Source organism: Sphingomonas sp. BE123, from assembly GCF_031456015.1.
Classification (GTDB): Bacteria; Pseudomonadota; Alphaproteobacteria; order Sphingomonadales; family Sphingomonadaceae; genus Sphingomonas.
In genome coordinates, this window is sequence record NZ_JAVDTW010000002.1 from 1,222,934 (window position 1) to 1,248,799 (window position 25,866).

Annotated in this window: 25 protein-coding genes; 9 read left to right on the plus strand and 16 right to left on the minus strand. The window is 67.1% G+C overall.

All coding sequences use genetic code 11. The features are described 5' to 3' along the window. Window positions 1-4: 4 nt before the first annotated feature. Entirely contained in the window at window positions 5-865 is an 861-nt protein-coding gene (locus tag J2Y54_RS14040) for a dienelactone hydrolase family protein (protein ID WP_310040611.1), read from the plus strand. 222 nt (window positions 866-1,087) lie between these two features. Then, window positions 1,088-1,714: a glutathione S-transferase gene (locus J2Y54_RS14045; RefSeq protein WP_310040612.1), complete on the plus strand. Its 627-nt coding sequence runs from the start codon at window positions 1,088-1,090 to the stop codon at window positions 1,712-1,714. Window positions 1,715-1,900: 186 nt separating this feature from the next. Here J2Y54_RS14045 and J2Y54_RS14050 read toward each other — a convergent pair whose 3' ends face one another. From J2Y54_RS14050 to J2Y54_RS14060, 3 genes are read right to left on the minus strand one after another with little or no spacing between them, the layout of a single operon-like run. Next, complete coding sequence (locus J2Y54_RS14050) at window positions 1,901-3,646, minus strand: hypothetical protein (RefSeq protein ID WP_310040613.1); 1,746 nt, start codon at window positions 3,644-3,646, stop codon at window positions 1,901-1,903. 24 nt (window positions 3,647-3,670) lie between these two features. Beyond that, complete coding sequence (locus tag J2Y54_RS14055; protein WP_310040614.1) at window positions 3,671-5,032, minus strand: DUF5935 domain-containing protein; 1,362 nt, start codon at window positions 5,030-5,032, stop codon at window positions 3,671-3,673. Beyond that, complete coding sequence (locus tag J2Y54_RS14060) at window positions 5,025-5,171, minus strand: hypothetical protein (protein WP_310040615.1); 147 nt, start codon at window positions 5,169-5,171, stop codon at window positions 5,025-5,027. The genes J2Y54_RS14055 and J2Y54_RS14060 overlap by 8 nt, the downstream gene beginning before the upstream one ends. Window positions 5,172-5,345: 174 nt before the next feature. On the opposite strand from J2Y54_RS14060, the gene J2Y54_RS14065 reads away from it, so the two are divergent. Both J2Y54_RS14065 and J2Y54_RS14070 read left to right on the plus strand, forming a co-directional pair. Further along, complete coding sequence (locus J2Y54_RS14065; RefSeq protein ID WP_310041321.1) at window positions 5,346-6,587, plus strand: TIGR04063 family PEP-CTERM/XrtA system glycosyltransferase; 1,242 nt, start codon at window positions 5,346-5,348, stop codon at window positions 6,585-6,587. After that, window positions 6,557-7,453 carry a hypothetical protein gene (locus J2Y54_RS14070; protein ID WP_310040616.1) on the plus strand — a complete coding sequence of 299 codons (897 nt, stop codon included), beginning with the start codon at window positions 6,557-6,559 and terminating at the stop codon, window positions 7,451-7,453. The genes J2Y54_RS14065 and J2Y54_RS14070 overlap by 31 nt, the downstream gene beginning before the upstream one ends. A gap of 13 nt (window positions 7,454-7,466) precedes the next feature. On the opposite strand, the gene J2Y54_RS14075 is transcribed toward J2Y54_RS14070, so the two are convergent. Next, window positions 7,467-7,781 (minus strand): hypothetical protein, encoded by a 315-nt coding sequence (locus J2Y54_RS14075; RefSeq protein WP_310040618.1) that lies wholly within the window; start codon window positions 7,779-7,781, stop codon window positions 7,467-7,469. Beyond that, window positions 7,778-7,978, minus strand: coding sequence for a hypothetical protein (locus J2Y54_RS14080; RefSeq protein WP_310040619.1), 201 nt, complete (start codon window positions 7,976-7,978; stop codon window positions 7,778-7,780). Before J2Y54_RS14080 ends, J2Y54_RS14075 begins: the two co-directional genes overlap by 4 nt. Window positions 7,979-8,079: 101 nt before the next feature. Between J2Y54_RS14080 and J2Y54_RS14085 the strand changes: the two genes are divergently transcribed. After that, on the plus strand, window positions 8,080-8,700 hold the full coding sequence (locus tag J2Y54_RS14085; RefSeq protein WP_310040620.1) for a S24 family peptidase: 621 nt from the start codon (window positions 8,080-8,082) through the stop codon (window positions 8,698-8,700). Window positions 8,701-8,707: 7 nt separating this feature from the next. Here the strand turns inward: J2Y54_RS14085 and J2Y54_RS14090 are convergent, their stop codons facing one another. Next, window positions 8,708-9,481, minus strand: a complete 774-nt coding sequence (locus tag J2Y54_RS14090; RefSeq protein WP_310040621.1) for a TonB family protein — start codon at window positions 9,479-9,481, stop codon at window positions 8,708-8,710. Window positions 9,482-9,526: 45 nt separating this feature from the next. Then, window positions 9,527-9,712: a hypothetical protein gene (locus tag J2Y54_RS14095; protein WP_310040622.1), complete on the minus strand. Its 186-nt coding sequence runs from the start codon at window positions 9,710-9,712 to the stop codon at window positions 9,527-9,529. A gap of 178 nt (window positions 9,713-9,890) precedes the next feature. Between J2Y54_RS14095 and J2Y54_RS14100 the strand changes: the two genes are divergently transcribed. From J2Y54_RS14100 to J2Y54_RS14110, 3 genes are all read left to right on the plus strand, one after another. After that, complete coding sequence (locus J2Y54_RS14100; RefSeq protein ID WP_310040624.1) at window positions 9,891-10,103, plus strand: hypothetical protein; 213 nt, start codon at window positions 9,891-9,893, stop codon at window positions 10,101-10,103. Window positions 10,104-10,206: 103 nt separating this feature from the next. Continuing rightward, window positions 10,207-10,572: a zf-TFIIB domain-containing protein gene (locus tag J2Y54_RS14105; protein ID WP_310040626.1), complete on the plus strand. Its 366-nt coding sequence runs from the start codon at window positions 10,207-10,209 to the stop codon at window positions 10,570-10,572. 30 nt (window positions 10,573-10,602) lie between these two features. Continuing rightward, a complete protein-coding gene (locus tag J2Y54_RS14110; protein ID WP_310040628.1) occupies window positions 10,603-11,217 on the plus strand; it encodes a hypothetical protein in 615 nt (204 codons plus the stop codon). A gap of 42 nt (window positions 11,218-11,259) precedes the next feature. Here the strand turns inward: J2Y54_RS14110 and J2Y54_RS14115 are convergent, their stop codons facing one another. The 7 genes from J2Y54_RS14115 to J2Y54_RS14145 form a co-directional block, all read right to left on the minus strand. After that, window positions 11,260-12,684: an aldehyde dehydrogenase family protein gene (locus tag J2Y54_RS14115; RefSeq protein WP_310040629.1), complete on the minus strand. Its 1,425-nt coding sequence runs from the start codon at window positions 12,682-12,684 to the stop codon at window positions 11,260-11,262. Window positions 12,685-12,768: 84 nt separating this feature from the next. Then, complete coding sequence (locus tag J2Y54_RS14120) at window positions 12,769-13,380, minus strand: NAD(P)H-dependent oxidoreductase (RefSeq protein WP_310040630.1); 612 nt, start codon at window positions 13,378-13,380, stop codon at window positions 12,769-12,771. Window positions 13,381-13,415: 35 nt separating this feature from the next. Next, entirely contained in the window at window positions 13,416-14,711 is a 1,296-nt protein-coding gene (locus J2Y54_RS14125; protein WP_310040632.1) for a M20/M25/M40 family metallo-hydrolase, read from the minus strand. A 185-nt stretch (window positions 14,712-14,896) separates the two neighbouring features. Further along, the gene (locus tag J2Y54_RS14130; protein WP_310040634.1) at window positions 14,897-15,946 is read right to left on the minus strand and encodes a phytase; all 1,050 of its coding nucleotides are present in this window, start codon (window positions 15,944-15,946) and stop codon (window positions 14,897-14,899) included. Next, complete coding sequence (locus J2Y54_RS14135) at window positions 15,946-18,285, minus strand: TonB-dependent receptor domain-containing protein (protein ID WP_310040636.1); 2,340 nt, start codon at window positions 18,283-18,285, stop codon at window positions 15,946-15,948. Before J2Y54_RS14135 ends, J2Y54_RS14130 begins: the two co-directional genes overlap by 1 nt. A 213-nt stretch (window positions 18,286-18,498) precedes the next feature. After that, window positions 18,499-19,911 carry a type I glutamate--ammonia ligase gene (glnA, locus tag J2Y54_RS14140; protein WP_310040637.1) on the minus strand — a complete coding sequence of 471 codons (1,413 nt, stop codon included), beginning with the start codon at window positions 19,909-19,911 and terminating at the stop codon, window positions 18,499-18,501. Window positions 19,912-20,039: 128 nt separating this feature from the next. Next, complete coding sequence (locus tag J2Y54_RS14145) at window positions 20,040-20,378, minus strand: P-II family nitrogen regulator (protein ID WP_224923404.1); 339 nt, start codon at window positions 20,376-20,378, stop codon at window positions 20,040-20,042. A gap of 302 nt (window positions 20,379-20,680) precedes the next feature. Between J2Y54_RS14145 and J2Y54_RS14150 the strand changes: the two genes are divergently transcribed. Then, window positions 20,681-22,495: a DUF885 domain-containing protein gene (locus J2Y54_RS14150; RefSeq protein ID WP_310040639.1), complete on the plus strand. Its 1,815-nt coding sequence runs from the start codon at window positions 20,681-20,683 to the stop codon at window positions 22,493-22,495. Between the two features lie 7 nt (window positions 22,496-22,502). On the opposite strand, the gene J2Y54_RS14155 is transcribed toward J2Y54_RS14150, so the two are convergent. Together J2Y54_RS14155 and J2Y54_RS14160 are read right to left on the minus strand one after the other, a co-directional pair. Next, the gene (locus J2Y54_RS14155) at window positions 22,503-24,482 is read right to left on the minus strand and encodes a tetratricopeptide repeat protein (protein ID WP_310040641.1); all 1,980 of its coding nucleotides are present in this window, start codon (window positions 24,480-24,482) and stop codon (window positions 22,503-22,505) included. A 114-nt stretch (window positions 24,483-24,596) separates the two neighbouring features. Continuing rightward, window positions 24,597-25,766: an NAD(P)/FAD-dependent oxidoreductase gene (locus J2Y54_RS14160; protein WP_310040643.1), complete on the minus strand. Its 1,170-nt coding sequence runs from the start codon at window positions 25,764-25,766 to the stop codon at window positions 24,597-24,599. Window positions 25,767-25,866: the final 100 nt, after the last annotated feature.

The window sequence follows — 25,866 nt, forward strand, 5'->3', positions numbered from 1 at the left end:
ATGCATGTGCGACGACCTGACCAACGCCGACAATGAAAAGCTGCTCAAGGGTATCAGCCGGCGCGATTTCGGTGTGATGGCGGGGGCGGCGGGGCTGGCCGCGCTGCTGCCGGCCCCGGCCAATGCCAAGGCGGTGAAGGGGCGCGACGTCACCTTCACCACGCCGGACGGCACCGCCGACGGCTATTTCGTCGCGCCGAGCAGCGGGCGGCACCCGGCGGTGCTGGTGTGGCCGGATGTGATGGGGATGCGCCCCGCCTTCCGCCAGATGGGCGAGCGGCTGGCGCAGTCGGGCTTTGCGGTGCTGACGGTCAACCCCTTCTACCGGTCGGTAAAGGGCCAGTTCCTGCAGCCGGGCGAAAGCTATGCCGACCCGGCGGTGCGGGCGAAGATCGGCCCGTGGCGCGCGCTGCTGACCCCCGACGCGGTGGTGCGCGACGCCGCCGCCTATGTCGGCTGGCTCGACCAGCAGAAGGAGGTCGATGCGAAGCGCGGGGTCGGCACCACCGGCTATTGCATGGGCGGGCCGTTCACGATGCGCACGGCGGCGGCGCTGCCGAAGCGGGTGCGCGCGGGTGCGTCGTTCCACGGGGGCGGGATCGGCACCGACCGGCCCGACAGCCCGCATCTGCTGGTCCCGCAGATGCAGGCGCAGTTCCTGTTCGCGGTCGCCGAGAATGACGACAAGCGCAATCCGGGCGAAAAGGAACTGGTGCGGCAGGCCTTTGCCGACGCGAAGCTGAAGGCGGAGATCGAAGTCTATCCGGCCAACCATGGCTGGTGCCCGCCCGACAGCCAGGTCTATGATCAGGTGCAGGCCGAAAAGGCCTGGGCCCGGTTGCTGGCGACGTTTGCGGGGCTTTGAGTTGGTAGCACGTTAAGTGATCCTCCCCCGCAAGGGGGAGGTGTCGCCATATGGCGACGGAGGGGGAGGACGGCTGTGTCGTGTCGGCTCTTGCCGCCGCGCTTCCTCCCCCTCCGTCACGCTGCGCGTGCCACCTCCCCCTAGCGGGGGAGGATCGATTTAGCTTGACCCGCGACTCAAGCTCGTTCCTATTTCGTTCCGGATCGACTCGGAGGGACGACGATGACGCTGACGCTTTATACCAACCCGATGTCGCGCGGGCGGATCGCGCGCTGGATGCTCGAGGAAGCGGGCGCGCGCTATGACACGGTCGTCATCGACTATGGCCCGCGCGCGCCCGAATTCCTTGCGGTGAACGCGATGGGGAAGGTGCCGGCGATCGTCCATGACGGGGTGGTGGTGACCGAGTGCGCGGCGATCTGCGCCTATCTGGCCGATGCGTTTCCCGATGCCGGGCTGGCGCCGCCGGTCGCTGCGCGCGGGGCCTATTATCGCTGGCTGTTCTTTGCCGCCGGGCCGCTGGAACAGGCGGTGACGAGCCGGTCGATGGGCTGGGACGCGGGCGACGATCCGCAGAAGCAGGGGATGCTGGGCTTTGGCAATTTCGACCGGACGATCGACACGCTGGACGCGGCGGTGCGCGCGGCGGGCGATGGCTGGCTGGCGGCGGACCATTTCACTGCGGCGGACCTGTATGTCGGTGCGCATCTGAGCTGGGGCACGCAGTTCGGGACGATCCCCAAGCGCGAGTCCTTTATGGCGTTCGTCGCGCGGGTGCAGGCGCGCGACGCGGCACAGCGGGCCAACGCGCTGGACGACGCGCTGATGGCGGTGCCGGCGGCGGGGTGAGTGCTACCTTATTCCTCCCCTGAGCTTGTCTCAGGGGAGGGGGACCGCCCGCGCAGCGGGCGGTGGAGGGGCGGCTGCGCAGACAGCCGGGAACAGCTCGACAAAATTCCGCCGTCTGACGACGGCGGCCCCTCCGTCACCGCTTCGCGGCGCCACCTCCCCCAGCGAGCTGGGGGAGGAATTGGTTCACACCACCACCCGCGATCCGAGTTTCGCCGCGAGATATTCGAGATTGGCGATACGCCGCCACACCGCGCTGTCGGTGATTGCCGGCATGTCGAAAAAGGTGCGCATCGCCGGGAAGTCGAGGTCGATCACCCGGCCCATATAATCGGGGGTCAGCATGCCGCCATGTTCATCGCCCATCGGGCCAAGGCGCCGGCGCAGCGCATAGCTGTGGCGGCGCAGCCAGACCGGGCGGATGCGGGTCAGCCATTCGCTGCGGCGATGCGCAAGGCTGGGCGGACCGGCAAAGTCATGGCCATAGGCCGATGGTTGGGCGGCGAGCGCGGGGTCGATCGCGTTGAGCAACGCCGCCTCGAACCGCCCGGCATGTTTGAGCGCGAGCGGCAGGGTCATGGCCTCGGCAACGACGCGATGGTCGAGGAACGGCATGAGATACGGGCTGAAGCGCGCTTCGAGGCTGATTTCGCGGCCGAACAGCGCGCGACAGCGGATCCGCGGATAGATTTGCTCGACGCGGTTGCGCGTCAGCCGTCCGGTCGCAGCGGGCGGGGCGAGCGCGGCGGCGATCTTGCCCGCGATCCGGTCGAGAAAGGCGCCGGCGTCGAAGCGTGCCGTGGCATCGCTGGCCACGAACCGCGCGAAGAAGGTGCCGGCAATGTCGTGCGCGGTGTAGCGGCGGTCGGGCAAATAGAAGAAGTTGCGGTAAATCTCTCCGCACCCGCCCGAAACGGCCAGCGCGCCATCGGCATGACGCGCGCGCTGCGCGGTGCCGTGCGCGCCATTGTCGAAGATGTTGCCGAATGTCGGCAGTCCGTCGAACTGGTGGAAGTTGCGATCGACCAGCGCGGCAAAGGCATCGGGCGCGATCTGCGCCTGCTGCTTGTCATGCCATTCGACCGGAAAGCCCAGCGCTGCGCCGATCGCCTGGGCGATCACGACATCCTCGTCGCCCGGGACGCCATAGACGTAGAGCTGCGGCGCGCAGCCGCGGTCGCGCAGGGCGGCAAGCACGAGCCGGGAGTCGAGCCCCCCCGACAGCGGCGCGCGGACATTGCCACCCAGCGCATCGACATGCGCCTCGACGATGGCGCGCAGCCGCTCACGATGGCGCACGATCATCTCGGACACGGGCAGGTCGCTCGGCGCATCGGGCAGCGGCTTGGCCACGGCGTGCCGGACGGCGCCGGTTGCGGTCAGCTCGACAACGCTGTTGGGCGACAGCGTCCTGAGCTGTTCGAACACCGTGTCGTCACCGACCGGCATGACGTTGAACGCCAGCTCATACACCCCCTGCGCATCGAAGCTGAGGCGCGGAAGTGCGCGCGCGGCGGCGAGGAAGGTGGTGGCGAAGACGCGGTCATCGGTATCGTGGAACAGCTGGAAGGCCGAGAAATAGTCGCCGAACAGGAAGGTGCGGCGATTGCGGCGGACGAGCGCGACGAACTGGCCGCCGAGCCGGTCCCAGTCGAGTGCGAGCGGGTCCATCGCGAGCAGGGCGGCGAGCGCGGCTTCGCCCATCTTGCCGTCGGCCACCAGCGTTCCGGCAACCGCGACGAGATCGTCGCCGCGCTGGAGCAAGGACGGCGGCCCGGCGATGATGTGGCCGGCGTGGAGCAGGGTCCAGCCGGGCAGGGCCAGTTGGGCGGGTGCGGGGAAGCCCTGTTCCGACAGTACCGCACGCGCCTCACCCAGCGCGGCTTCGGCGAAGCGCGCATCGTCGGTGCGGACAAGGAACAGGCTGGCCATGGCTGTGCTTAGCCCCTTACCCGATCATGCCGCCGCAGGCGCGGGCGACGTGCGCCTTTTGCCCATGGGGCGAATGCCTTCTTCGGCCCGCTTGCGCGCGAGATAGGTGTCGAGGCCGATCTGCGCGCCGACCAGCATGTAGACGAACGGGTTGAGCGCGATGCCGACGAACAGCGACCCGAACAGATAGATGATGTGCCCATGCTGAAGCGCGGTGGCGAGCGGGGCGATCCATGCCTTGTCCGGCGGCGCGGCGCGATAGCGGCGGCGCAGCACCTCCATGCGCAGGATGCCGCCGAGATGGATCATCAGCCACAGGATGAAGCCGGGCCAGCCCTGTTCGCCGAGCATTTCGAAAAAGGCCGAGTGATAGGCGCGTGCCTTGTCGATTTCCGGGGTGCGCACCACCGTGCGGCTGGCGCCTTCGCCGACGATCTCGACCTTGTCATACTTGATCTCGTTCTGGCGATAGGCCTCGAACCCGCCGCCAAGCGGGTGCGTTTTCACATAGTCCCAAGTCCATTTCCACACCTCGATCCGGGTCGAGGCGCTGGCATCGGCGCGATAGGTCGAGATCGTCCCCATCCGCTCGGTGAAGCTGGCGGGGAGGAACGGGATCGACGCGACGGCAAGGAAACCGGCGCCCGCGACGTAGAGGATGCGCCGCTTGACGTCGCGCAGCATCAGGACGGCGAGCAGACCGATGCACAGAAGGCCGGTGCGCGCCTGCGTCCCCACCGGCATCAGCAGGCAGGCGAAGATCAGCGCGTAGCCGAACGCCTTGACCCGCCAGTCGGGCGGGAAGATCGTGCCATAGCGGGTGAACCACAGGATCAGCGGGATCAGGCAGATCGACACGGCGGAGATGATGCTGCCTTCGAACAGGCCGCTGTTATTGTCGACGATCAGCTTGAGCTGGCCATAGCCGCCCCCGCCCAGTGCGGTCTTGACCCCGCCGGCGATGATGATCGTCGCCACCGACAGCAGCATGAACAGGAGCAGCGCCTCGATCCGCAGCCTGGTGCGCAGCGTGAGCGGCAGGAAGATCGCAAAGGCGAGCGATTTCCACACCCAGTCCCATTTGAACGCGGCATCGATCGGGAAATCGGCGTTCACCGTGGTGTAATAGCACCAGCCGAGCAATGCGAGCATCAGCCCCTGACGCGGCGCGACGCGCACGTCGCGCTTGTCGTCCATCGCGAGCCAGGACAGCACCGCGAACGCCACCGCCATCGCCGAAATCGGAAAGGCGTTGAGCAGGAAATAGCTCATCCGCTGGGGCGAGACGATGTCGATATAGACATAGGCGAGCACGAACAGGAACGGCCGGCGCAGGCCGAGCGCGAAGATCGCTCCCAGAAAGGCGATGAAGGCGAGATCACGCACCGGGGCGTTTCCAGCCGCGCCGGGGTTGCGGCGGCTTGCCGTCCGCGCTGTCGTCATCGACCGCCGGGCTGTTCACCAGACGCCAGGCGACGACGAGCAACAGCCCGTGAGTAAGCGCAAGGACCAGCGTGTCGATCATCGTGGGTGCGGGGGCGTTCCTGTTGAGTTGCGGCACCGGCCCGCTCCCCCACCCGGCCACCCATAGAATACACTGTCGTTGGGTGGCCGGGTGGGGGAGCGGGCCGGTGCCGGACACAGGCTTAACCAACTCCGGTTGACGGGCCGTTAAATGATCGCGTGGCAGAGGGACGGCATGCGGATCCTGCATGTCCTCGACCATTCGCTGCCGCTGCACAGCGGCTACACCTTTCGCACGCGCGCGATTTTGAAGGCGCAGATGGAGCGGGGCTGGACCGTCGCGGGGGTGACCGGGCCGCGTTATCATACCGGCGATTCGCCGTTCGAAACGCTCGACGGGATCGACTTTCACCGCACGAAACAGATGCGTCGCTTGCCGCCGGTTATCGGCGAACTGGCCGAGATCGCGACGTTCGCGCGGCGGATCGGGGAGGTGGTCGAGCGGTTTCGGCCCGACATCCTCCACGCGCATTCGCCGGTGATCGACCCGCTCGCGGCGATGCGCGCGGCGAAACGCTATGGCTTGCCGCTGCTCTACGAGATTCGCGCATTCTGGGAGGATGCAGCGGTCGGAAACGGGACCGGGACCGAGAGATCGGCGAAGTATCGCGCGATCCGCGGGCTGGAAACCTGGGCGGCGCGGCGCGTCGACGGCGTGGCGGTGATCTGCGAAGGGCTGAAGCGCGACCTGATCGCGCGCGGGATCGACGCGGGCAAGATCATGGTGTCGCCCAATGGCGTCGACCTGCACCTGTTTGGCGATCCGGCGCCGCGCGACGCGCTACTGGCGGCGCAACTGGGGCTGAAGGGCGCCGACACGATCGGGTTCATCGGCAGCTTCTATGACTATGAGGGCCTGGACGATCTGATCGCGGCGATGCCGGCCTTGCTGGCGCAGCGGCCCGCGGCGCGGCTGGTAATGGTTGGCGGCGGGCCGATGGAGCAGGCATTGCGCGCGCAGGCGGCAGCGTCGAGCGCGGCGCACGCGATCCGCTTTGTCGGGCGCGTGCCGCATGAGCAGGTCGAGCGTTACTACTCGCTGATCGACCTGCTGGTCTATCCGCGCAAGCACATGCGGCTGACCGATCTGGTCACACCGCTCAAGCCGATCGAGGCGATGGCGCAGCACCGGTTGGTTGCGGCGTCCGATGTCGGCGGGCATCGCGAGCTGATTCGGGATGGCGATACCGGCACGCTGTTTCCGCCCGACGATCCGGTTGCGCTGGCGCACGCCGTGGCAGCCGTGTTCGCCGACCGCTCCGGCTGGGACGCACAGCGCGCGCGTGCGCGGCGCTGGGTCGAGGCCGAGCGTAACTGGTCGTCAAACATTTCCCGCTACGAACCTGTTTACCAAAGACTGATCGACGCCCGATCACGGGAAGCCACATGGTTGCGTACGCCCTCGTTCAACGCCTGACCCCGAATATCGCGCTCGCGCTTGCGGGCGTGGCCGGCGCGTGCGCGGTTGTGGCGAGCCTGGCGCTGCCGACCGCGCTTCTCGAGGATCTCGTGCTCCGAAGCGGGATCGCTGCGTTCGTTCCCGCTGCCGAACCGCCGCTGGGACTGACTGCGCGGCTGTGCCTGGGCCTGTTTTCCGGCGGTCTGGTCACCCTGATCGCATGGATGGGGCTGTCGGCCGTGATGGCGTGGCGCGAGTCGCGCGACACCGACGAACCGGAGGGCGAGCGCCGCCCGACCGTGCGGCGCGCCGATGCGCATCCCGACGCGCGGCCGCGCGAACCGCTGCGCGCGCGCGATCTGGAGCCAGCCGGCACGGTGACGCTCGCCGATGCGCTGGCCCCGCTCGATCTGGCCGATCCGCTGCCCGACGAGCCGGCGATCGCGATGGGGCCGCCGAGCGAAGGGCGCCCGCTTCACGCGGCGCTTCCCGAAGTTCAGGACCTGCCGGCCGATCTGGACCAGCCTTTGGCTGCGTTCGATCCGGCGGCGATCCCGGCGGTGCCGATGGCACCCCCGCCGCCCGTGCGCCCGTTGCGCCGGCGAACCCCGCGCATGCCGATCTATGACGCCGGCGAACGGTTCGAGACGTTCGAGCTGACGCCGCCGGTGCGCCCGGTGCCACAGGTTCAGGCGGAGCCGTCGCCGGCAGCGCCGCAACCGATCGCCACCCCGCAGACCGAGGCGAGCGTCCAGGCGCTGCTCGAACGGCTGGAACGCGGCCTTGGCAAATTCGCGCCGCCGCCGCCCGAGCCGGAGCCCGACCCTCGGCGCAAGCTGGAAGACGCGCTGTCCGAGCTGCGCCGGATGGCAATGCGCGCCTGACGCGGTCCGGCGCTCAGCGCGCCTCGACGGTCAATACCCCGATCTGCAACTCGACCCGATCATCGATCCGGGTCCATGCGTCGAGCGTGAGATCGGCGACGAGATGACCGCGCAGGTCGAACTCCGCCTCGGGCAGTCCGGCAATCCAGCGGTCCAGCGCGGGCGACGCGACGGCGGCGAGCGAGAGGGCGTGGCGGGCGCCGGCAAAGGTCGCGCTCGCCCAGCGCGTCCATCCCGCCGACACGATCGCCATGTCGACCCCAGCCGCCCGCGCCTGACCGCTCAGGGCGCGTTCGAGCAGCACCCCGGCATCGGGACCGCGGCTCATCGTGCCAGCTCCCGGCCCGGTGCAACGGGCTGACGCGCCAGCTGTGCCTCGATCCGCGCGCAGATTTCCGGTCCCGGCATGCGCCCGTTGCGCAAATCATCGACCAGCCGCGGATCGTTGACCGCCAGCCGCCCGAATTTGGTCCGCGGCATGTCATAGCGCCGCAAATATCGTTCGATCTTTCCCAAGATAGCCATCGCCTTTCCCTCATCCGCCGAGACCGCCCCCGACTCATGCGTTCATTAAATGTTCTCATTTCCAACTTGTCTAGGAAAAATCCTGCGACTATGATTGCCGCATGGAACCCGAGCAGCAGCGTGAGGCATTGGAACGGGCGGCAGCGGATCGCGGCGAATCGCTGGCGGCGCTGTCGCGGCTGATCGGGCGCAATCCCGCCTATCTTCAGCAATATGTCACGCGCGGCAGCCCGCGGGTGCTGGCGGAAGCAGACCGGCGGCGGCTGGCGCGCTATCTGGGCGTCAGCGACGCGGCGCTGGGCGGTCCGGTGAACGAAGCGCTGGTGGCGGTGGCGCGGGTCGATGCCGGGGCGGCGGCCGGCCGCGGGCGCGTGGTGGACAGCGAACGGGCCCGTCCGCTCTTGCTCGACCCGGCATTGCTGCGGCGATTGGGCGTGCGCGCCGACATGGCGTCGACGATCCGGGTGGAGGGGGCGTCGATGGAGCCGACGCTGTGCGATGGCGACGAGATTCTGGTGGACGGTGCGCGGCGACTGCCCGGGTCACGCCCCGCAATCCATGTGTTTCGCCGCGACGGACTGCTGGCGGTGAAGCGGCTGCGGCTGATGGGTGGAGAGGTCGAGCTGGCGAGCGACAACCCGGATTACGGGCGTGAGGTCGTACCGCTGGCGGCGATCGACGTGGTCGGGCGGGTAGTGTGGATGCACCGCGCGCTGCTGTGAGGCGCGATCAGCCCGATTTCCAGCGGAAGCGATAGGTGATCCGGCTGCGGATCGGATTGCCTGCGGCATCCTTGGCCGGCGTGAACTTTGCGCGTTCGCGGATGACGATGCAGGTCTGTGCGTCGAGCGTGGCGACGCCGCTGGTGCTTTCGACGATACAGTCCCGGATCGCGCCGGTCTCGTCGATCAGCAGCGATACCCCGGTCGATCCATCGCGCCCCTCGAAATTGGCCTGGGCGGGAAAGTCGTCAGCGCTGACATAGCGCGCGGGCGAACGCTGGGCGATGGCGCGGGTCGCGATCCGCGCGGCGCCCGTCTCATCCGCATTCCAGTGGCTGCGCAGATCGGTGTTGCACGTGTCCATCGCGCGCGCCGCCGCGGCAAATCCGGTGGTTGCGAGGGTGAGGTCGAGGCTGCCGCCGTCAATGCGCAATGCGGTGCCACGCGTGAGGCGGTCGAAATCCTCCCGCGTCAGATTGATCCAGTAGATTTGCGTCTTTGACCGCTTCGGCGTGAATACCAGGGCGGTGGTCGCCAGATCGCCCAGCTTGACGTTGAAATGGACCGCGTTGCGGTAGGGGCCCGTGCGCGACAGGACCATGTGGATCGTCTTGCCGTCGATCGATGGCTTGAACAGGAAGGTGGTCGGCGCCTTGGCATCGCCATAGCGCTGCATCGCTGCGCAATGGGTCTGACCCCAGTCGACGGTCCATTTGCCCAGCGGCGGGAGCGGATCGGCAACGGGGGCCTGGAGCGCGGCCGCGAGGAAAAGAGCGAGCATCGGGAAAGACTTGCACAGCCCGGCCCGGCCTGCAAGCGCGACCGGCTAGCGGCGCGCGCGCAGCCAGTCGACCAGCGCGATCAGCAGCACCAGCGCGGTGCCGACGCCCAGCCCGATGACAAAGCCGAGCGACGCCTGGCCATAGCGGACACCGATGATCGCGCCGAGGATCAGCGACAGGGCGAGCAGGGCGCCGCCGGCGATCGGCGCGGGCTTTGACGGACGGTTCATGCGTCCGCCATGCCACGTCCCGCGCGGGGACGCCACCGTCCCGTGACGGTACGCGTGGCACGGCGCTGGCGGGATGGTTGATGGAGATTCACCCTCGAACCCCGCGCGCGAGCGGGATTCCCGCGCGGCTGGCACGGGCAGTGCGTGCATGGCGCGCGTGACCGTTCAAGGAAACCCGATGTCGCCCATCCCCTATCTTGCCGACCGCGCGCATGTGCATGACGCAACCGACCTGATCCGCACCTTTGGCGAGGATGCGGGGTTGCACGCGGCGGCGCGCGCGGATCGCTATCGCGACCTTGGCAATCACATCAATTTCTGTCGCTGGCGGCAGATCGAGCGGCTGATCGTGCTGATGAGCATCAAGCGCGCCGTCGGCACGGTGCACTAGGACAGACGCCGCGCGGCGCGTTGGCGCCGATTATGACGTGCGGACCCGTTGTGGCGGTGCGTCCGGCTTCCTAGCTTCGGTGCGAACCATGTCAGGAGAGACTATGCGTAGCGCTGAAGCCGTCGCCGGAATGCTGTGCCCCGTGTGCAAGGTCGGCCTTCATATGAGCGATCGGCAGGGGATCGAGATCGACTATTGCCCGCAATGCCGGGGCATCTGGCTGGATCGCGGCGAGCTCGACAAGATCATCGAGCGCAGCGCGGTGGCCGAGGCGCCGGTCGCGCAACAGGCACCGCAACCCGCGATGCCGCCCCAGCCCCCGATGCCGCCGCAAGGCAGTCCGTGGCCGCAGCCGGGCGGCTACCCGCAGCAACAGGGCTATGGCGGCGGCTATGGCCATCAGGGCCACGATCCGCGGTACTACAAGCACAAGCGCAAGAAGAGCTTTCTGGAAGAGCTGTTCGACTGAGGTAAAATATCATAGCAATGCGGTATGCGATTGTCCGCTGCCGCATTGCTCTCCAGTTTTGCGTTCGCGCTTGGCGGGTGCAATCTCGTCGTCACCGACACGCCATTCTTCATGCAAGACCCGTCCGCGCCGACACTGCGCAACGGGTTGTGGCGATCGGTCGAGGCTGACTGCCGGTTTGACGAGCACAAGCCGGTCGAGCGATGGCCGGAGTGCGCCGAGTGGACCGTCGTCCGAGATGGCGAGACGCTGAACTTCGGCACGGCTGATGGCGAACAACGCGGACCCAGACGCTGGGTAACGGAGCGCTATGTCGTCGCGCCGGGGGATCCCCTGATCCTCCAGCAATCGTGCGCCGCTGGAGAAGGGACGGACCCGCTCTATTGCTATTACGGCATCCGGGTTCGCGCCGCTGACGCCAGCGGTCGCGTGACTCAGTTCGATGGATGGAATGTGAGTTGCGGCCCGCTCGCGGAGGGGGACCGGGTAACGACTGCGCCGTGGCCGGGATTGTCGATCAAAGACGATGGCTGCATCCCCGATTCCGCCGATGCCATTCGCGGCGCAGCGAAGCGCTCGCTAGAGCTGGATCGCAAGGGCATGCCGCCCGTGCAAATACGGTGGGTTCGGGACGGTTACCGATGAGGAGAAGTCCTCCCCTGAGCAGGCTCAGGGGAGGAATCTGCATCACGCCAGCGCGCCGACCATCGCCTTCACTTCCATGAATTCGGCGAGACCGTATTTGCCGTGCTCGCGGCCATTGCCGCTCTGCTTGTAGCCGCCGAACGGCAGGTCGGGGTTGGGCTGGCCACCATTGATATAGACCATGCCGGCGCGCAGCCGGGGGGCGACGCGCTTGACCGCTTCGGGGCTGCCGAACACCACCGCCGACAGGCCGTAATCGGTGTCGTTGGCGATGCGGACGGCGTCTTCCTCGGTTTCATAGGGGATGATCGTGACGACGGGGCCGAAGATCTCCTCACGCGCGATCGTCATGTCGTTGCGCACGCCGGAGAACAGCGTCGGCTTGACAAAATAGCCGGTTTCGATCCCGTCGGGACGGCCCGGGCCGCCGGTTTCAAGCGTCGCACCTTCCTCCAGCCCCTTGCGGATCAGGCCCTGGATCTTCTCCCACTGGGTCTTGTTGACGACCGGGCCGATATGACGGCCCTCTTCTGCAGGGTTGCCGCAGGTGGTCGCCTTCATCACCTCGACGGCGGCGGCGGCGGCGTCCTTCTCCAGCGCGGCGGGGACGAGCAGGCGGGCAGGGGCGATGCAGCTCTGGCCGGAGTTCAGCAGAACGCTGAACAGCGTGCCCTTGACCGCTGCCGCGACATCCGCGCCCTCGAGCATCAGCGAGGGCGACTTGCCGCCCAGTTCCTGATGCACGCGCTTGACCGTCTCGGCGGCGTTCTTGGCGACCGCGATGCCGGCTCGGGTCGACCCGGTGAAGCTCACCATGTCGACGTCCTTGTGCTTGCTGAGCGCGGTACCGACGCCGGGTCCGTCGCCATTGACGAGATTGAACACGCCGGCGGGCACGCCCGCCGCGTCCATCACCTCGGCAAAGATCGCGGCGCAGCTCGGCGCTTCCTCGCTGGGCTTGAGGATCATCGTGCAGCCGGCGGCGAGCGCGGGGGCGACCTTCGACACGATCTGGTTGAGCGGCCAGTTCCACGGCGTGATCATCGCGACGACGCCGATCGGTTCGTGGACGACCAGGCTGTTGCCCACCGCTTCCTCGAACTGGAAGTCCTTGAGCGCGCGGGCGGCGGACATCAGATGGCCGATGCCGGAGCCGACCTGCGCGGTCTTGGCAAGGCTGAGCGGGGCGCCCATTTCGGCGCTGATCGCCTGCGCCATGTCGTCCATGCGCGCCTTGTACTCGGCAATGACACGTTCGATCAGCGCGAGGCGATCCTCGACGCTGGTGCGGCTGAAGGTTTCGAACGCTGCCTTGGCGGCGGCCACCGCCTTGTCGACATCGGCCTGGGAGCCCAAAGTGATTTCGGTAGTCGCAGATTCCGTAGCGGGATCAATGACTTGGTGGGTGGTTCCGCCGTCGCTTTCGACCCATTGGCCGCCGATATAGTGTTTCAGATAGCTGCGCATCCTGCCCTCCGGCTTTTTGAGTATCGGGTATGGTCGTTTATGTGGCGAGCCGGGGCAGGGGTTGCAACCTGAAACTTAATCCGGTCAGCCATTGCCGGGATAGGGTGCGGCCTTGAGCAGTCCGGCGAGGTGCGCGGCATTGCCGGCGACCATCGCGGCGGTTTCCCTGACCTTCTTGGGCGTCGTGTCGAGGTCCTGAAAGTCGGTCGAGCCCATTGCTTCGCCAACCCAGTAACAGGCGGCGACCGCGGGGATGGTGTAGCCGACATCGTTCAGCGCCTGAAACAGCTGGGCCGAACTGAAATGCGCGCCGTCCTCATTGCCGACAATCGCGGCGATCGCGACCTTGGCGTAGCTCGGCATCCGGCCCTGGTCGTCGGTTTCGGAGATGAAGGCGTCCATCCGTTCGAGCACGCGCTTGGCGATGCTCGAAATCTGGCCCATCCAGATAGGGCCGCCGAAGATCAGGATGTCGGCGGCGAGGATCTTTTCGCGCAATGCGGGCCAGTCGTCGCCATCGCCCTCGTCCGACGTCACCCCGGGCTTGATGTTCAACGCGGCGACCCGGACGGTTTCGGTGATCGTGACATCCTGTTTGGCGAAGGCGTCGGCAAGGACCGCGATCATCGCATCGGTGGAGGAGCGCTCGGACTCGTCGGCCTTGAGCGTGCAGTTGAGGGCTAGGGCGTTCAGCATCCCTGCACGACGCGCGGGGATGCGAAAGCGTTCCGTCAGTCGCGCTTTTCCCGGCTCAACCGCGTGATGAATGCCGCGCTGCGCATTGCCTGAAGCGGGATCGAACCGAGGTCGATCCATTCGCCCACGGCATGCGCGCCGCCACCGGCCACGCCCAGCCCGGCGAGCGTGTCGACGTCCGCCGCGACGAACGCGCTGTCGGCTGCGCCGCGGCGGGCCGGGTCCATCTCGGCCATTTCGGGGAGCTTCAGGTCGCGGTTGACCGCGTTGAGTTTGGCCAGCAGCGCGCGGTTGCCGGCGGTCGGCGCCATCGGGGGATAGCCTTCCTGAAAATCGAGGCTGGCGGTGGTTCCTGGCAGGTTCTGGGCGACAATCGCCTGCATCGCGGCGCGGGTCCTGGCCTCCTGCTCAGGCGTCAGCGCGCGCAGGTCGCCGCGCGCGACCGCCTCGGCAGCGACGATGTTGGTCTTGCCGCCCGCGCTGACCTGATAGTTGTTGTCGGCGAGGGTGGCGGGGGTGCCGGCGGCCATCACCCCGACGTTGAAGGTCAGGTTCGGCTCGGGCAGCGTCCGGCGAAACGCATCGAGGATGCGGGCGAGTTCATAGGCCGCGCCATAGCCAAGGCCGGCGCCGAACACGCCGCTGCTGTGCCCGGTCTTGCCCGTGGTGCGCAGCGTCCAGTTGATCGAGCTGCGCCGGGCAACGGTGCCGAGATCGGCGCCGTCCTCCCGCGCGAGATTTTCATATTCGAGCGCGACATCGGCCCATTTCCCCGCAGCGATCAGGTCGCGGCGCGCAATCTCCATCGGGGCGCCGGTGCGCTCTTCATCGCCGGTCAGCACGATCTTGATATCGGCGTTTTTCAGCGTCCCGGCGGCCTGCATCGCGCGCATCGCGGCGATGATGACGACGATCCCGCCCTTGTCGTCGCCGATGCCCGGCCCGGTCGCGCGATTGCCGTCGCGGACAAAGGTCTGGAACGGCGATTCGGGCTCGAACACGGTGTCGAGATGCGCGATCAGCAGGATGCGCTTGCCCTTGCCATTGCCGGTGTGCGTGGCGACGAGATGCCCGGCGCGGCCGGTTTCCTTCATGTCGATCCACTCGACCGCAAAGCCCAATGGCTCGAGCTCGGCGCGGACCATCTGGCCCACCTTGGTCACGCCAGCGATATTGAGCGAGCCGCTGTTCTGGTTGACCAGCCGTTCCAGCAGCGCGACGTGGCGGTCGGTTTCGGCGGTGATGGTCGCGGCCATCTTGCTTTCGGCGGGGGTCTGCGCGGCGACCGGAGCGGCAACCAGCAGGGCGAGCGGGGCGAGAGCGCGGAACATGCCGCCACCCTAACGCGCGCGCCGCGAAAGGGAATGGCGCCGCGTCGCTTTGGCGCGTTCGAATATGCGGTATCGAAATCCTGTTGGAGCGCAAAATTGCGCAAAGCGAACATGTCGCGGCACAATGCGCCGCCGGTCACCGCCGGCGTGTCGCATCGTGCCGCGCCATGTCCTGCAACGCGACGCTACTCGATCCCGAGCGCCGCCTTGATGTCTGCCCAGGCGACATATTTGAAGTTCTGGGCCTTGGGCAGGTTGTAGCCATCCTGTGCCACGAACAGCCCGCCGGGATAGGTGGGACCGAAATCGCCCGGGGCGAAATCGATCCCGTCGGTTTCTTCCGTAGCGCCGATGTTGCTGCCCGCGGCGATCCGGAAGCGACCGACATAGGAATCGTCGGAGAGGCGATAGACGGTATAGGCGTGGTCGCCCTGGCTGGAGACGATCACGTAACCGCCATTGCCGGTGCCTTCGGGCGCGAGCGTCACGCCCTCGACATCGATCACCAGTTTCTGACCGTCCGCCGGGGCGATCAGCGTGCCGGCGACCGGGCCGTCGGCGCGCGCGTCGAAGCGCCACAGCCCGACATTTTCCTCGCCGACATAGAGGCGACCGGTGCGGTCGTCGGCGGCGCAGCCCTCCGACTGGGTGGCGAGCTTCATCGTGCGGACGATCGTGCCGGTGGGCGTGGCGCCCGACAGGTCGAGCGCAACCTGGCGGATCGTGCCGTCCTTGATCACGTTGAACGCGTGCAGCGTACCGCCGACCTTCATCAGGCAGACGCCATAGGCTTCGCCCGGACCGACCGGGACGGTGCCGAGCGGGACCAGCTTCACCGCCGCAGTGTCGAGCCGGAACAGCGCGAGCTTGGCATTCTTGCGGTCGTTGCGGTCGCTCGCCGCGACGATGATGCCAGCGGCGCCCATGTCCTTGAGGTCGACATTGTTGACCTGGCCCGCATCGATGAAGAAGCGGTCCTTGCCGCTCAGGTCATAGACGTGCAGCCCGGCCTTCTTGTCGGTGCCGACGATCAGGCTGGCGGCGGGGTTCGCCGGGTTGCGCCAGATCGCGGGATCGTCCGCCGCATCCGCATTGGCGGTGCCGACGGCGTCGGTCTCGCCGCGCGCCTGAACGCTGGCGGCAGGAGTGGTGGGAACCACCGGGACCTTGGCCCCGGTGGTCGCACAGCCTGCTGCCACGAGGGGCAGCAGGCACAGGGTCAGTTGCTTGATCATCAGAAGGCGAGACGTGCCATGACCTGGAACACCGGGCCAGCGGTTTCGCTTTCGAGTTCATATTCGTCGAACGTGCCGGTCCGCTGCTCGGCGGTGAGGTTGTACTTGTCGAACACCTCTGCCTTTGCCCCGTCGAGCAGGTTCGAGCCGACCGCGCGGATCGTGAACGCCTTGCCGATCCGCTTCTCGACGAAGATTTCGAGGTCAGCGCCATAGGTGGTGCGGACTTCTTCGGCGACCAGACGGTCGATCGCCGCACCCTGCTTGCGATAGGTCGCGCCGAACGCCGCGCCGAAGCTGGGAATGTCCTGGATGAAGCCGAAATTGTACACGATGTTCGACTGGCCGTTGAAGCGGCGCTCGCCCAGTTCGTCGGTGATGTCGCTTTCGAGCAGCGACAGATTGCCGAAGATGCCGGTGTCGGGCAGGCCGAGGAAGCCGAGGCTGGTCGAGACGTCGAACTCGATACCGTAAACCTGGCCATCGCCGGTGTTGCGCGGCTGATAGACCCAGGTGCGGTCGCCCGTGGGATCGTCCGCGGCACCGGGGACGCCGGTATTCGCGATTTCGATCAGGTCGGTGATGCTGCGGTAGAAGACGTTGACGCCGATGACACCGGTACGGCCGAGGCGATGTTCATAGCCAAGGTCCGCGCCCCAGGCCGATTCCGGCTTAAGCAGCGGGTTGCCGAGGAAGTCGTTGTCGCCCAGTTCTTCCTCGAGCAGGATCGGCGAGGCATCGTCGAAGCGCGGGCGGCGGACGGTGCGCGCGCCCGACACGGTGATGCGGCCGTTGCCGACCTCGATCTTGGCCGAGGCGCTGGGCAGCAGGTGGCTGTAGTCGGTGTCGATGCTGAGACCGCCCGGGGTCAGGTCGCGGATCGCGACGTCGGTGTTTTCCCAGCGGACGCCGACTTCCCACTTCACTGCGCCCGACTTGCCCTCGATCAGCGCGTACAGATCCTTGCGCTGTTCCTCGATCGTGCTGAAGCCGCCGGGGATCGGAGCCCAGCCGGTGTACGCGCCGATATTGCTGTCGGGCGTCGCGGCGAACTGATCGTAGCTGGCATGGAGCGCGGTCGGCAGGTTGAAGCGCTGGCGCGCCGCTTCGATGATGTTCGTGTCGCGGTCCTTGTCCTGGTAGAAGCCGCCCACGGCGACGTCGATCCCGTCGCTGACCGGCACCTTGTGTTCGAAGCCGAGCGAGAATTCCTGATCGACGATGCGGGTGTCGAACCGGTCGCCGGTGAAGCGCGGGGCCGAACGGTCGAAATCGATTTCGTTTTCGGTCTCGAACTGGTTGTCGATGAACTTGGCAAAGCCGGCCTTCAGCTTGGTCTCGCCAGCCGCCCAGACGTGGCTGACCTTGCCGGCGAGGCTGTAGTTGTACTGAAGGATGTCGTTGATGTTCGAATTGTCGGTGAGCAGGTTGCCACCCGCGCGAACCGAACCGTTGATCGCGGTGAGATCGTCATATTCGAACGAGCGTTCGGTCTCGAGCCGGTCGGTGTGCACCCAGAAGCCCGAAATCTCGACATCGGTGGTTTCGGTATCGATCGAATAGCTGGCGTTCAGCGCATAATCGGTGCCGTCGCGAACGTCCGACTGGTCTTCGCGATTGTCGAACTCGGGCACGTTGGTCGGGTCGCCGTTCGCGTCCTCGGCATTGGCGAAGCGGATGCTGAACTTCTGCTTGGGGTTGTAGCGGCCCTGAAGGTTGGCGCCGACGAGCAGGCGGCCCGGGCCGACCTGGGTACCGAACACCGCGCCGACGCTGGGCTTTACCTTGCCATCGTCGAACAGCAGCCCGCCGCCGCGGATATAGCCGCCGTCGAGCTGATAGCCGTCACGCAGCACGATGTTGAGCGTGCCCGCGACCGCATCGCCGGTGCGGCGGGCGGAGGAGGAGCGGACGATTTCGACCTGCTTGACCAGTTCGGCCGGGATGCGATCGAGGAAGAAGCTGCGGTCGGCGTTGGTGCCGGGCACCTTTTCGCCGTTGATCAGGATCTGGGTATAGCCGGGGTCGAGGCCGCGCAGGCGGGCGCCGTCGCTTTCGATCACGTCCGACAGGAAGGTGACGCTGGGCACGCGCTTGAGCGCGTCGCCGGCGGTCAGCGGTTCGAAGCGCTGGAAGAAGTCCTGGTCATAGACCAGTTCGGGCTCGGCACCCTCGCTGCGGTTGCGATAGGCGATCGTGCCCTTCACCACGATTTCTTCGGCCGTTTCGATCTTGTCGTCGGCGGCCGGCTCGGCCTGCTGGGCAGCGGCCGGTGCAGCGCTGGCGAGCGCGACCGAGGCCAGGCTCACGCCGGTGAGCGCGGTGAACAACGTCTTCATTGAGAATCCCCCGATTGAGTCTGGGGGCGCTTAGGGTCGGCGCGTGTCAGTTCACCGCAGTTTCAGTGTCGCTTCGGTTGCGTAACGATGACAGTTGCATGACGTTGCCGATGCGCCACGTCAGCCCTGACGGCGAAAAACGCCCGGGCCTTTCGACCCGGGCGTCTCGCTGTCCGGCGCCGCCTCCCCCGAAGCGGCGACGAAGGGTCCGTCTTACGACGAATAGTACATGTCGAATTCGACCGGCGACGGGGTCATTTCCCAGCGCGCGACGTCTTCGCGCTTCAGCTCGATATAGGCTTCGATCTGATCGCGGGAGAACACGTCGCCCTTGAGCAGGAAGTCCATGTCCGCCTCGAGGCTGTCGAGCGCTTCGCGCAGCGAACCGCACACGGTGGGAACCTGGCTCAGCTCTTCGGGCGGCAGATCATAGAGGTTCTTGTCCATCGGGTCGCCCGGATGGATCTTGTTCTGGATGCCGTCGAGGCCCGCCATCAGCAGCGCGGCGTACGCGAGATAGGGGTTCGCCAGCGCATCCGGGAAACGGAATTCGACGCGCTTCGCCTTGCTGCCCGCACCATAGGGGATGCGGCACGAGGCCGAGCGGTTGCGCGACGAATAGGCCAGCAGCACCGGCGCCTCATAGCCCGGGACCAGACGCTTGTAGCTGTTGGTCGACGGGTTGGTGAAGGCGTTGAGCGCCTTGGCATGCTTGATCACGCCGCCGATGAAATAGAGGCACATGTCCGACAGGCCGGCATAGCCATTGCCCGCGAACAGCGGCTTGCCGCTGTCCCAGATCGACATATGGGTGTGCATGCCCGAGCCGTTATCTTCCTTGATCGGCTTGGGCATGAAGGTCGCGGTCTTGCCATAGGCATGGGCGACCTGATGCACGACGTACTTGTAGATCTGCATGCGGTCGGCGGTTTCGACCAGCGTGCCGAAGGTCAGGCCCAGTTCGTGCTGCGCCGCGGCGACTTCATGGTGATGCTTGTCGCAGGGCAGGCCCATTTCGAGCATGGTCGAGACCATCTCGGCGCGGATGTCGACCGCGCTGTCGACCGGCGCGACCGGGAAATAGCCGCCCTTGGCGCGCGGGCGGTGGCCCATATTGCCGCTTTCATATTCCTTCGAGCTGTTGCCGGGCAGCTCGATATCGTCGAGCTGATAATAGCTGGAGGAATAGGTGTTCTCGAACCGGACATCGTCGAACATGAAGAATTCGGCTTCCGGGCCGACATAGACGGTGTCGCCGATGCCGAGCGACTTGAGATAGGCCTCCGAACGCTTCGCGGTCGAGCGCGGGTCGCGGGCGTAGAGCTCGCCGGTCGAGGGTTCGACGATGTCGCACACCAGGATGAGCATCGGGGTAGCGCTGAACGGATCGACCCAGACGGCGTCGAGGTCGGGCTTGAGGATCATGTCGGATTCGTTGATCGCCTTCCACCCGGCGATCGACGAGCCGTCGAACATCAGGCCGTCGGTCAGCTCATCCTCGCCCAGCACGCTGGCGACCATGGTCAGGTGCTGCCACTTGCCCTTGGGGTCGGTGAAGCGCAGGTCGATCCATTCGATCTCCTGATCCTTGACCATCTTCAGAATGTCGGCGGCGGTGTTAGCCATTGGAACCAAGCCCTTTCTTCGCTGTTCTGGTCCGCCCTGGCGCTGGGCCTGGTGCGGAGAATCATCTTGCGCTGCATTGCAGCTTCGTGAAATTTTTGCAGTGCGTCAATTCGACGCGCTGCGGCGTGTCAGATTGCGTTTTCGTCGCGCTCGCCGGTGCGGATGCGCAGGGCGGTTTCGATCGCGGTGACGAAGATCTTGCCGTCGCCGATGCGACCGGTCTGCGCGGCGTTGGCGATCGCCTCGACCACGCGTTCGGCCAGCGCGTCCTCGACCACCACTTCCAGCTTCACCTTGGGCAGGAAGTCGACGACATATTCGGCGCCGCGATAGAGTTCGGTATGCCCCTTCTGCCGACCAAAGCCCTTGGCCTCGGTCACGGTGATGCCCGACACGCCCACTTCGTGCAGCGCCTCCTTCACCTCATCCAGCTTGAACGGCTTGATGATGGCTTCGATCTTTTTCACGGTTTCACCCCTTTGTGACGCCGGCGCGAGTCCCGACCGGCCCGGTTCCGGCGCCAGCGTGGCGGCGGAATGGGTTGCGATCAAGCGGAACGCCCCTGTCGCGCGACAATGCACGGAGCGTGCCAGTTTCGCGCGCCGCGCTCTTCCGTGGGACGGGGCGGCGCGCGCGTTAACAACTGCCTAACAAATGGGCAGCCGCGCGCCGCGATTGCGCGATTGCGGTGCAGCCTTGCGCGGGCGCAGCGTGGGTGTAATGTCCCCCTATCACACTTCGCTACTTCCATCGTTCGCAAGGATCCTCGATGCGCGCAGCCACGCTTTTGTTCACCGCCCTGCTCGCCGGGGTTGCCGCCACGCCAGTTGCGGCACAGCAGCAGCCGGCGCCGGCCGCGCTGCCCGGCGAAGGGGCCGAGGATGCGCGGCTCAAGGCGCTGTTCCACGCCAGCGACGAGGCGTCGCTCAAGCGCAATCCGCTGATGGCGCTGTTCCGCGGCGACCTGCGCTATGCCGACCAGCTCGGCAGCTATTATACCGACGCCTATGTCGCGGCGGAGAAGGCGGCGGTCGAGGCCGACCTCGCAGCGCTGCGCACGATCGACCGGTCCAGGCTGACCGCGGTCAACCAGATTGCGTATGACGTGTTCGCCGCCGACCAGCAGCGCGCGCTCAAAGGGTTTGCGCCGGCGATCCTGGAAGTGTCCAAATATCTGCCGATCGACCATTTCACCGGCTTCCAGTCCTTCTACCCCGATTTCGCGTCGGGGCAGGGCGCGGCGCCGTTCAAGACGGTGGCGGACTATGACAACAACCTGAAGCGCAACGCGCAGTACGCGGAGACCTATGACCGGGTGATCGGCCTGTTCCGACAGGGGATGCAGCGCAAGATCGTCCAGCCCAAGCTGGTCGTCACCAACATGATCGGCCAGTTCGACAATCTGATCGCGCAGGGGGTGGAGGGGTCGGTCTTCTACGCGCCCGTCACCAAATTCCCGGACGGGATTCCGGCGGCGGATCAGGCGCGGCTGAAGGCGGCCTATGCGCGCCAAGTGCGCGACGTGATCCTGCCCGCGCACCAGAAGATCCGCGATTTCCTGGCCAGCGAATATCTGCCCGCCGCGCGCGACAGCGTGGGCACGTCGGCGCTGCCCGGCGGGGCCGCGCTCTATGCCTATGCGATCGAGAGCAACACGACGCTGCCGCTGACCGCCGATTATGTTCACGATCTGGGGCTGGCGGAGGTCAAGCGCATCCTGACCGAGATGGAGGCGCAGAAGGCCAAGGTCGGGTTCAAGGGGACGCTGCAGGAATTCTTCACGCATCTGCGCACCGACAAGCGCTTCCAGCCGGAAAGCGCCGATGCGTTGCGCGCCGGATATGAAGCGATCGGCAAGCGGGTGGATGCGCGGATCGGCGAGCAATTCTCGCTGATTCCCAAGGCGCCGCTCGAGATCCGGCCGGTGCCGGCCTATCGCGAAAAGACCGATGCGGCGGGCAGCTATTCGCAGGGCACGCCGGACGGGTCGCGGCCCGGCATATTCTACTTCAACGCCTATGACCTGCCGACGCGCTACACCTGGGGCATGGAAACGCTCTACCTGCACGAAGGCGCGCCGGGGCATCATTTCCAGATCAGCCTGGCCCAGGAGAATGCGGCGCTGCCCGCCTTCATGCGCTTTGGCGGGAACACCGCCTATGTCGAGGGCTGGGCGCTCTATGCCGAGACGCTGCACGACGAACTGGGCGTCGCGGTCGAGCCGTATCAGCGCATGGGTGGCCTGAACGACGAGATGCTGCGCGCGATGCGGCTGGTGGTCGATAGCGGGCTGCACGCCAAGGGGTGGAGCCGCGACCGGGCGATCGATTACATGGTCACCAACTCGCCAATGTCGAAGACCGACGCGATTGCCGAGGTCGAACGCTATATCGCGATGCCGGGCCAGGCGCTGTCGTACAAGATCGGCCAGCTGACGATCCTGAAGGCCAAGGCCAAGGCAAAGGCGACGCTCGGCGCCAAGTTCGATCCGCGCGGCTTCCATGCCGCGGTGCTCGACACCGGCGCGCTGCCGATGCCGGTGCTGGAGAAGAAGATCGACGACTGGGTGGCGGGGGTGAAGTAGCGGGCGGTCAGCGCCGCGACGCCTTCCACGCCGCCTCGACCATCAGCCGGGCCGCTTCGGTGCGTTTGCGGGCGAGGGCGAGGTCGCTGAGATTGGCGCGGATCGCGTCGCCGGTGAAGCGGGTCGAGGTGCGGGCAGCGAGTGCCAGCCGCGCCGGGGCGAGCGCGGCGGCGGCGCGGCCCGACTGGAGCAGGGCGCGGGCGAAGGGTTCGGCAACGGCGAGCATCTGCGGACTGTCGAGGCCATAGATCCGGGTGCTGGCGTCGAGCCGCTCGGCAAAGCGGCGCGACCCCTCCGGCTTGCCCTGAAGCGTCAGGTTGGCGGCCAGCGCGAGGAGCGCGGCGGTGCGATATTCGCCCTCCCACGGGATCATGTCATTGCCCTCGATCCGGGCGAGCAGCAGGCGGCGGATCGGCTCGGCCTGCGCGGCGCGACCCTGACGTTCGAGCAGGTGCGCGAGGCGGGCGCGGGCGAAGACATTGGGGTCGTCGAACATCGCGGCGATGTTCATCTTCTCATCGCTGTCGCCAAGCGCCAGCGCTTCGCGCGCATGTGCCTCTGCGTCAGCGAGCGCGCCCGACGCCTCGAGCGCATCGGCGCGGGCCAGCAGATAGAACATGCGCCGCCATGCGTTGATGTCCTTTGCCGCGCGGACCCGGGCGATGCCGTCGGCGGTGAAGGCGAGCGCATCGCCGACCAGCCCGCGGCCGAGCAGGGAGCGGGTGATCCCCTCGAACGCCTCCCGCGCATCGTCCGGTTCGTAATTGTCGTAGCGCAGCGCCAGCGCCCAGATGCGACGGTAGAGCAGCTCTGCCTCCGCCAGCCGGTTCTGCGCTTCGACCGACGCGGCGAGTTCGAGAACGAACATCAAGGCGCCGTTGGATTCGGGGCCCCAGCGCTTCTCGGCCAGCGCGAGCAGGTCGATCAGGATCGGTTCGGCTTTGGCCGGGTCGCCGGTTTCGACATAGAGGTTGGCGAGCACCGATCCGACATTCTGCAACGGCAGATCGTCGATCTTCAGCGTGCGGCGATAGAGCGGCCAGACGCGTTCATAAATGGCGATGGTGGCGGCATTGCCGCTGCCGCTCTGGCCCGCGACCTCGATCAGCCGGTCGGCGGCGCGGCGGGAGAGCGCGCTGCCGGGGCTGTCGCCGACCGCCTGCTGCACCGCGCGGATGCCGGCATCGACTTCGCCCAGCGCAAACATCAAGGCGAGTTCGGCGTCGGCGGGCGGGGTGCCGGGCTTGCGCGCCTTGGCGAACGCGGCGCGGGCTCCGGCAAAGTCCCCGGCGGTGCGCAGGATCTGCCCCTGCACGCGGTACAGATCGCGCACCGCGTCGGGCGCGCGGGCGGCGGGGCGGTCGAACGCGGCGATGGCGAAGGCGACGAGGCGGGCGGCGCGGGGCTTGTCCTGCCCACCCCAATTCTGGACGCTGAGCGCGCGTTGCGCCATGTCCTTGGCAAAGGCGATCTCGAACGCCGGATCGGGCGCCGCGAGGAAGGGGGCGAGGAAAGCGGTCGCGCGATCCTCTTCCCCGGCGAGGACCAGGCCGTAGCTCATGTAGAACAGGTCATCGACATCGTCTGGCGTAACCGGGCCGGTCTCGCCGCTGCGTTCCGCCGCGCGCAGCAGGTTGAACGCGCTGGTCCGCCATGCCCAGCGGGCAAAGGTCGCGAAATCGCGGACCTTCATCGCGGCGCTGCGTCCTTCGAGCCAGCGCGAATAGACGTCGAACTGGGTCATGCCCTGCATCTGTGCGACATCCTCGGCGGGGGCGGCGAGCGCGAGCGCTTCGCGGATCAGCGGCGCGGCATGGGTGCGGCGGCCGGAGATGAGGTGCCGGGTGGCCTGAATCAACAGGGTGTCGGCGCGCGCCTGAACCTCGGGCGGGAGTGCGGGGAACTGGACCGGGGGCGGGGCAGGGGCATCCTGCGCCTGCGCGGGCAAGGCGACGAGCAGGCCGAGGGCCAGGACGGTGATACGCATGCGATCCTCCCGCGCGGCGTTGTGGCAGCGGGTGGCAGAGGCGGCAACGGTTGAAATCGGGCGGGGGCTTCGGCCGTTAAATCCTCCCCGGCAAGGGGGAGGATTATTTGGGACTCAAATCGTCTGTCCCGCGGCCCAGCCGCTCGACCAGGCCCATTGGAAATTATAGCCGCCGAGCCAGCCGGTGACGTCGACCGCTTCGCCGATGGCGTAGAGGCCGGGGGCGGTGCGCGCCTCCATCGTTTGCGATGACAGGTCGGCGGTGCTGATGCCGCCGATCGTCACTTCGGCCTTGGCGTATCCCTCGGTGCCATTGGGGTGGAAGGTCCAGGCGGCAAGCTGGCGCTCGGCTTGCGCGAGGCGCTTGTCGGAAGCGTGCTGGAGTTCACCGTCGAGTGCGAGCTGATCGGCGAGCGTGTCGGCGAGGCGGTTGGGCAGGGCGTCGCCGAGCAGCTTGCGCAGCGTGGTGCGCGGCGCGGCGCGCTTGGCTTGCGTCAGCCAGCCGGGGGCGCGGTCGGGCAGGAAGTCGATCGCGACCGGCTGGCCGTGGCGCCAATATGAGCTGATCTGGAGGATCGCGGGGCCGGACAGGCCGCGATGGGTGAAGAGCGCGGCTTCGCGGAAGGTCGTTTTGCCGGCGCTGGCGGCAACCGGGGCGGCGACGCCGGAAAGTTCGCGGAACAGTATTTCGTCGCCGCCGAGCGTGAGGGGGACGAGCGCAGGGCGGGGCTCGACCACCTTGAGCCCGAACTTGCGGGCGAGGTCATAGGCGAAGCCGGTCGCGCCCATTTTGGGGATCGAGGGGCCGCCGGTGGCGATCACGAGCGCGGGAGCGGTGGCGGTGCGATCGCCCCAGGTGACGGTGTAGCGGCCGTCGGCGTGGGTGACGTCGCGGATAGCATGGCCTAGCGCGATTTCGACTCCGCCTTTCTCGCATTCGTCCAAAAGCATCGCGACGATCTGCCTCGCGCTGCCGTCGCAGAAGAGCTGGCCGAGCGTCTTTTCGTGCCAGGCGATGCCGTGCCGGTCGACCAGCTCGATAAAGTCATGCTGGGTGTAGCGGCGCAGCGCGGACTTGGCGAAATGCGGGTTGGCGGAGAGGTAGCGGTCGGGGGCGATGCCGAGATTGGTGAAATTGCACCGCCCGCCACCGGAGATCAGGATCTTTTTCCCGACCTGATCGGCATGGTCGATCAGCAGCACGCGGCGGCCGCGCTGGCCGGCGGTGAGCGCGCACATCAGGCCGGCGGCGCCAGCGCCGAGGATGATCGCGTCGTAGGTCATGATCCTCCCCGGAACGGGGAGGGGGACCATCCGAAGGATGGTGGAGGGGGCCCGAGGCAAGGGAGTCCGGTGCCTCGGGCCCCCTCCACCACGCCGCTTC

Coding starts and splice junctions, on each gene's coding strand:
- J2Y54_RS14040 (WP_310040611.1), top strand. CDS start 5: ATGTGCGACGACCTGACCAACGCCGACAATGAAAAGCTGCTCAAGGGT.
- J2Y54_RS14045 (WP_310040612.1), top strand. CDS start 1,088: ATGACGCTGACGCTTTATACCAACCCGATGTCGCGCGGGCGGATCGCG.
- J2Y54_RS14050 (WP_310040613.1), bottom strand. CDS start 3,646: ATGGCCAGCCTGTTCCTTGTCCGCACCGACGATGCGCGCTTCGCCGAA.
- J2Y54_RS14060 (WP_310040615.1), bottom strand. CDS start 5,171: ATGATCGACACGCTGGTCCTTGCGCTTACTCACGGGCTGTTGCTCGTC.
- J2Y54_RS14065 (WP_310041321.1), top strand. CDS start 5,346: ATGCGGATCCTGCATGTCCTCGACCATTCGCTGCCGCTGCACAGCGGC.
- J2Y54_RS14070 (WP_310040616.1), top strand. CDS start 6,557: ATGGTTGCGTACGCCCTCGTTCAACGCCTGACCCCGAATATCGCGCTC.
- J2Y54_RS14075 (WP_310040618.1), bottom strand. CDS start 7,781: ATGAGCCGCGGTCCCGATGCCGGGGTGCTGCTCGAACGCGCCCTGAGC.
- J2Y54_RS14080 (WP_310040619.1), bottom strand. CDS start 7,978: ATGGCTATCTTGGGAAAGATCGAACGATATTTGCGGCGCTATGACATG.
- J2Y54_RS14085 (WP_310040620.1), top strand. CDS start 8,080: ATGGAACCCGAGCAGCAGCGTGAGGCATTGGAACGGGCGGCAGCGGAT.
- J2Y54_RS14090 (WP_310040621.1), bottom strand. CDS start 9,481: ATGCTCGCTCTTTTCCTCGCGGCCGCGCTCCAGGCCCCCGTTGCCGAT.
- J2Y54_RS14095 (WP_310040622.1), bottom strand. CDS start 9,712: ATGAACCGTCCGTCAAAGCCCGCGCCGATCGCCGGCGGCGCCCTGCTC.
- J2Y54_RS14100 (WP_310040624.1), top strand. CDS start 9,891: ATGTCGCCCATCCCCTATCTTGCCGACCGCGCGCATGTGCATGACGCA.
- J2Y54_RS14105 (WP_310040626.1), top strand. CDS start 10,207: ATGCGTAGCGCTGAAGCCGTCGCCGGAATGCTGTGCCCCGTGTGCAAG.
- J2Y54_RS14115 (WP_310040629.1), bottom strand. CDS start 12,684: ATGCGCAGCTATCTGAAACACTATATCGGCGGCCAATGGGTCGAAAGC.
- J2Y54_RS14120 (WP_310040630.1), bottom strand. CDS start 13,380: ATGCTGAACGCCCTAGCCCTCAACTGCACGCTCAAGGCCGACGAGTCC.
- J2Y54_RS14125 (WP_310040632.1), bottom strand. CDS start 14,711: ATGTTCCGCGCTCTCGCCCCGCTCGCCCTGCTGGTTGCCGCTCCGGTC.
- J2Y54_RS14130 (WP_310040634.1), bottom strand. CDS start 15,946: ATGATCAAGCAACTGACCCTGTGCCTGCTGCCCCTCGTGGCAGCAGGC.
- J2Y54_RS14135 (WP_310040636.1), bottom strand. CDS start 18,285: ATGAAGACGTTGTTCACCGCGCTCACCGGCGTGAGCCTGGCCTCGGTC.
- glnA (WP_310040637.1), bottom strand. CDS start 19,911: ATGGCTAACACCGCCGCCGACATTCTGAAGATGGTCAAGGATCAGGAG.
- J2Y54_RS14150 (WP_310040639.1), top strand. CDS start 20,681: ATGCGCGCAGCCACGCTTTTGTTCACCGCCCTGCTCGCCGGGGTTGCC.
- J2Y54_RS14155 (WP_310040641.1), bottom strand. CDS start 24,482: ATGCGTATCACCGTCCTGGCCCTCGGCCTGCTCGTCGCCTTGCCCGCG.
- J2Y54_RS14160 (WP_310040643.1), bottom strand. CDS start 25,766: ATGACCTACGACGCGATCATCCTCGGCGCTGGCGCCGCCGGCCTGATG.